Source organism: Acetomicrobium mobile, assembly GCF_937920065.1.
In genome coordinates this window covers 1-4,767 of sequence record NZ_CALETC010000192.1, presented here as the reverse complement: position 1 = coordinate 4,767, position 4,767 = coordinate 1, and the positions used below count along the sequence as shown (strand labels likewise).

The following is a 4,767-nucleotide window of genomic DNA, read 5'->3' as shown; positions in this document are numbered from 1 at the left end:
ATTTAAAATCAACTTTAGAGCTTTGTTTTTTATTATAGGGCAAAACATGGCGATGGGAATAGTCCCTTTCTCAAAAAAATCCATACTTCGAATGTAAGCTATTTTATTTACCCTTTCTTGAGGGAAAGCATTGCATAAAGAAATGTCAGAATTAACGGAAACGATGCCACGAAGTTTTACCTTTTTTGGTTTTACGTTGATGCAACGCAACGTAAGCCTTTTTAACTTGAACTTATCGAAACATAATGATGCATCTTGAACCCTCAAAAAGGCACGGTCTGAAAAATCACAACTTTTACAAATCACATCAAAGTCGAGTGTGAAGAATTTAACCATGACATTGCGATGTACGTTTCTAACCTTGATGAGTATATCGACTAACGAAAAAGAGCGAACCTTGATTTTTCCCAATAATACGCGTGCCAGGCGCTCTATAAAACTGTCATGTAACGTTTGACTTTTCATCGTTAATTTTTTCATCTTAACATTCTTCTATAATGACGTCCAACGCTTTCGCTATCCGCTGAAATGGCTCTAGTAAGTCCATATATCCAGCGGCTTCTTTTAATATGTGCAAGAGGGCTTCAACTTCAGCCTGTTGGGGAGAAAATCCAAAGCATACTTTAATTGGAGGGCCTACTTCCTCAACCTGATAGATAAAACATTCCCCGTCAAATAATCGTTCGTAGGTACCCACGGTTTCTAAAGGCAATCCCGAATATTGCTCAATTGCTATGACAGGATATTTAACAAGCGAACGAGTTGGCACAACCAAGGTCGGGTCTTGACAGATTAAAACTTCGGGCTTTTTTGCAACTGATTTAACTAAATTTTGTAAAATTAACTCTTCTCTAAGATAGGCTTCGAGAGCATTCCCATACAAGACTCTCTCCAGCCTGGTCGGTTTTATTGGCTCTACATAGTTAAAATCTACTGGTATCCCCCTGAAGTCAGTGATCATAACAGCACCTGTATATATACCTTCATTGCTAAAGGGCGAGATGTATAAATAACCTATAAAAAAATCTTTTTTCGAAACTGCACTAGCTTTAGGCATAAACATCCAATCCTTCGCAATCTCCCTTGAACTCAGTCATATCGTCAGCTCTCGTCGGCCGTCTTTTCGATTTCTTTTGACTATTATGATTGTCTCCATCACTGGAGCGCTTCCGATCGTTTACAGCTAATTTACTTGCGCCAGAAGATTTTTCCTTTCGCTTTACTTGTGCTTGTGCTCGCTCAGTTTCCTCAAGTGCCTCTTGCCTCATGGCAAATTGAGCTGCAGAGGAAGCAGCATCTTTGGACAGTTGCTCCTCTTGCCCAGCTTTTAACATAACTATTTGCCACTGAATCGGTCGCAGCATGACCTATCACCACATTACGAATAGGATGTAAATTTTATCTCTCCCTTATCAAAGTAGAAGGTGACGTACTCCATTCTATCTCTAACTATGTAAGTAATACCTCTCATATTTATGATAACACCAGGATAACATGCACCCTTTACCTTTACCCTACACGCCTCATTTACTCTAAGAATCTCTCCCTCCAGCTTTTGTCTTTGTGCATCATAAAATTCCACACTGGACTGTAGTCGTAATTTTGCCTTCGATAATTGTAGCATCAATGCTCTTTTGGATTGATCAATCATTCCTTGTGCCTCTAATCTTTTGATATAGGCAAGGTTGTTTTCAATGCTATTGAGCTTTTCCTCCAAATCCTCAAGATTTTGCAATATTATTTTTAGTTCCTGCTGAAGGGATGGAATAATCCCGACTTGGACTTCGGTTTTCGTTCCCATTTCGCTGCCCAAGGTAACACAAGAGATCTCGAAGCCAGCCGAACAACTCCCTCCAACGATGACTCCCCTCCTGCCGCCCATAACTGTTATCTTTTCGGTAGCCATCACGGTGCTATGCATTATGGATCTTTCTACTATTACATTGTTATTGCTTTTAACATAAGATTGATCTATAAATAAAGCTATTATGTCAGATTCTGCCTCAATATGGGCTCTGCCCATCCCTCTTATCCCGCCGCGAATCAGTATCCTTCCGCTTGCTCGCAAGTTCGCGGCTTCTACAACCCCCCCAACCTGGATGTCCGAACCAGCAATTACGGTAAAACCATCACGCACCGACCCTTTGATAAGGACACTCCCGATGAAATTCACATTACCCACGCTATAATCTACGTCGCCATCCACTTCATAAACGGGCATTACATGTAATTTCCCATCTCTTACTACCAGATTCCCATCTATCGCAGCGATGAGCTTCAAGCCATCCTCTGATATTTCAGTGTTATTGCCCTTTGGCAAATTTTTATCCCTTGCCTGCTTTGCTTTAATAGGTTTGCCTAAGACGTTTATGCCATCTCGTCCCTGTTTTGGAGGTATTTTTTCGGCAAGAACTTGTCCCTTAAAGACATTAATAACTGCACCAAGCTCACGCAAATCCACTCTTGCAGCACTGGGATCATCAACCTTAGGCTTTAATCTTTCCAGATCTACCTTAAGATCTACATGGGCATCCTCGCCATCAATTGGTTTTATTCCCTCAGCAACAATCATCCATTGGTGTCCAATTTTTTCTGCGCACGCCTTCTCTAAAAGATCTCTCTTAATGCCAAAGGTTACGCCCGCCTTCTTTAGCTCGTCCTCGAGATCCTTGGGAGAAGGCCAATTCGTCTCATCTAGGGGAGGAATTATATGGATTAAAGCCTCAATACCATCTTCCGAAATGTCAACTTCGATAGTAGCTTCGCCTGTGCCAGATGGCACTTCATCAGAAATCTTTACGATTTCACCTCTTCGTTGATCTATAATCTCGTCAATTAAATTCCCTTCAACTTCAATACCTTGGCGTTTAAGGTAGCCTATTATCTCTACCTTGCTCACGTCTTTCCCTGGCTTTACCTCGATATACACGCCATCTTCGCGCGCATACACTGAAAAAGGGCGCGAGTTCACCGCTTTTCACCTCACGAACTTCAATTATATTCTTTCTTCAACAGTCCTCTTAGCACGCTTAGGGCTTTTCCGTGTATCTGCGATATTCTAGATTCAGTGACACCAATTACCTCGCCTATCTCTTTAAAGGTTAGCCCTTCATAATAGTATAATGACAACACTAATTTTTCCTTTTCTGGCAATTTCTCCAAGGCTCCCTTTAGTCTCTCGCGCTCTTCATTACTTTCCGTAAACTCTTCTGGCGTTGGCGCATTATCGGAAACCAGAGACCCTCTTTCAACTTCTCCGTCCTCTAAAAAAATTACTTCGTCAAGGGAAACGACGTAGCTGCGGCTCATCAGCTCATAAATTTCCTTTAATTCCTTTTCGTCCATTTCCAGTTTTATCATTAATTCCTCATCGTCAACTTTAATACCCTGTTTGTTTAACTCATTTATAGCTTTCTCTAAGCGTTGGATTTTTTCCCTAGCACTCCTGGAAAACCAATCGTACCGCCTAAGCTCATCGAGAATTGCTCCCCGGATTCGCGGAAAGGCAAACGTATTAAAGGAAACGCCTCGATAAGGATCATACCTATCGATAGCGTCTAACAATCCCATCACGCCAAAGCTTAGAAGGTCATCTTGACTCAGGCCTGTCGGAATTACCACCGACATCCTGCCTACAACATAGCGAACCAGAGGAAGATAGATTCTAACTATTTCTTCTTTTAATTCATCAGAATGGGTAGAAACATACTTTCGCCAAATTTCGTTCATAACATCCTTCGTCGGCCTTTTAGTCAATATTTCTACCTCCTAAGTGTAAAAAATAACATTAATACGATGATAACTGAGATTAATATCATAATAAGATACGAGTCCCTCTTTTGTTGATCTGACTTCGTTGGAGAAATACTTACCTTTATCTCGCCTGAGCTTTTAAACACGCCCTCCATACCGTCTGAAATAAAAAGACGCACTAAACAATCTCCGCTCGGCAATCTTTGCACCGATTTTACTTTAAAAGTAGGTGTTAATTTGCTCCCTGCAAACAGTCCGTTAATGAACTTTCCCAATGGACTGGAGGAGGCAATCGATGCCTCAACCATGTCTCCTTCTTTTAAATCAGCAACTGGCTTACCTTTAATAACATCTAATTTCGGAATGCATGTTAATGTCACGTTTTGGATGGCTTTCCTCTGAGCCTCTTCTTCAAATTCTTCTTTAGGTATTTCTTCTTCGTCTTTTCCTGCAAGAGGTGATAGCTTGTACCTTATTTCATTGAATTTTTCCACGTCAATTTCTACAGTCAAATCGGATCTAAAAATGCCCATTATGGCCAGATAAAGTGATTTTTGCGCTTCTGCTAAATTTAGTTTCGAAGAAAAAAGTTTGTTTAAAGTAGTATTGGTAAAATAATCGCCTAATATTTTTTCAAACCGCCTTTGACTTTGATTATCATGAGGGGTCTCAAGAGTTGTGATATACGAATATACCGATTCCCAAGCAGCTTTCACATCAAAACCCGCGGGCAAATCCTTTGAACCAACCCATGCCTTAAAGGCTACAATTTCTCCTGTCATACCCTTGGCAACAAGACAAAAGATGCCGTTTAAATCATCTTTTTTTCTTGGCTGAAATTTACCCTTAATCGCTATATAAGAGGGGGCAATTTCCCTTATATTATTTATGAGTTTTTGCAAATCGCCCTCGCTATGTTCAAGTACGGATTTAATCTCCTCAACTGAGGCGCCTGTTTGATTAGAAAGAAGCTGGATTAAACCATGGTCAATCGCAGTTTTATCCTCGCTCGAT

Annotated in this window: 6 protein-coding genes; all 6 read right to left on the bottom strand. The window is 40.8% G+C overall.

All coding sequences use genetic code 11. From position 1 onward, the window contains the following. Window positions 1-480, bottom strand: a 480-nt coding sequence (locus tag Q7P41_RS07535; protein WP_303883221.1) for a hypothetical protein, incomplete at its 3' end; no start/stop codon positions are given. Between the two features lies 1 nt (window position 481). Further along, a complete protein-coding gene (locus Q7P41_RS07530) occupies window positions 482-1,057 on the bottom strand; it encodes a hypothetical protein (protein ID WP_303883220.1) in 576 nt (191 codons plus the stop codon). Further along, the gene (locus Q7P41_RS07525) at window positions 1,050-1,364 is read right to left on the bottom strand and encodes a hypothetical protein (protein ID WP_303883219.1); all 315 of its coding nucleotides are present in this window, start codon (window positions 1,362-1,364) and stop codon (window positions 1,050-1,052) included. The genes Q7P41_RS07530 and Q7P41_RS07525 overlap by 8 nt, the downstream gene beginning before the upstream one ends. 14 nt (window positions 1,365-1,378) lie before the next feature. Beyond that, complete coding sequence (locus Q7P41_RS07520; RefSeq protein ID WP_303883218.1) at window positions 1,379-2,971, bottom strand: DUF342 domain-containing protein; 1,593 nt, start codon at window positions 2,969-2,971, stop codon at window positions 1,379-1,381. Between the two features lie 20 nt (window positions 2,972-2,991). Further along, entirely contained in the window at window positions 2,992-3,756 is a 765-nt protein-coding gene (locus Q7P41_RS07515; RefSeq protein WP_303883217.1) for a sigma-70 family RNA polymerase sigma factor, read from the bottom strand. 5 nt (window positions 3,757-3,761) lie between these two features. Beyond that, the gene (locus Q7P41_RS07510; protein ID WP_369693149.1) at window positions 3,762-4,655 is read right to left on the bottom strand and encodes a ubiquitin; all 894 of its coding nucleotides are present in this window, start codon (window positions 4,653-4,655) and stop codon (window positions 3,762-3,764) included. Between the last annotated feature and the right edge of the window lie 112 nt (window positions 4,656-4,767).

Bases quoted from the DNA above. Each gene is read 5' to 3' on its own strand.
- Q7P41_RS07530 (WP_303883220.1), bottom strand. From the start codon at position 1,057: ATGCCTAAAGCTAGTGCAGTTTCGAAAAAAGATTTTTTTATAGGTTAT.
- Q7P41_RS07525 (WP_303883219.1), bottom strand. From the start codon at position 1,364: ATGCTGCGACCGATTCAGTGGCAAATAGTTATGTTAAAAGCTGGGCAA.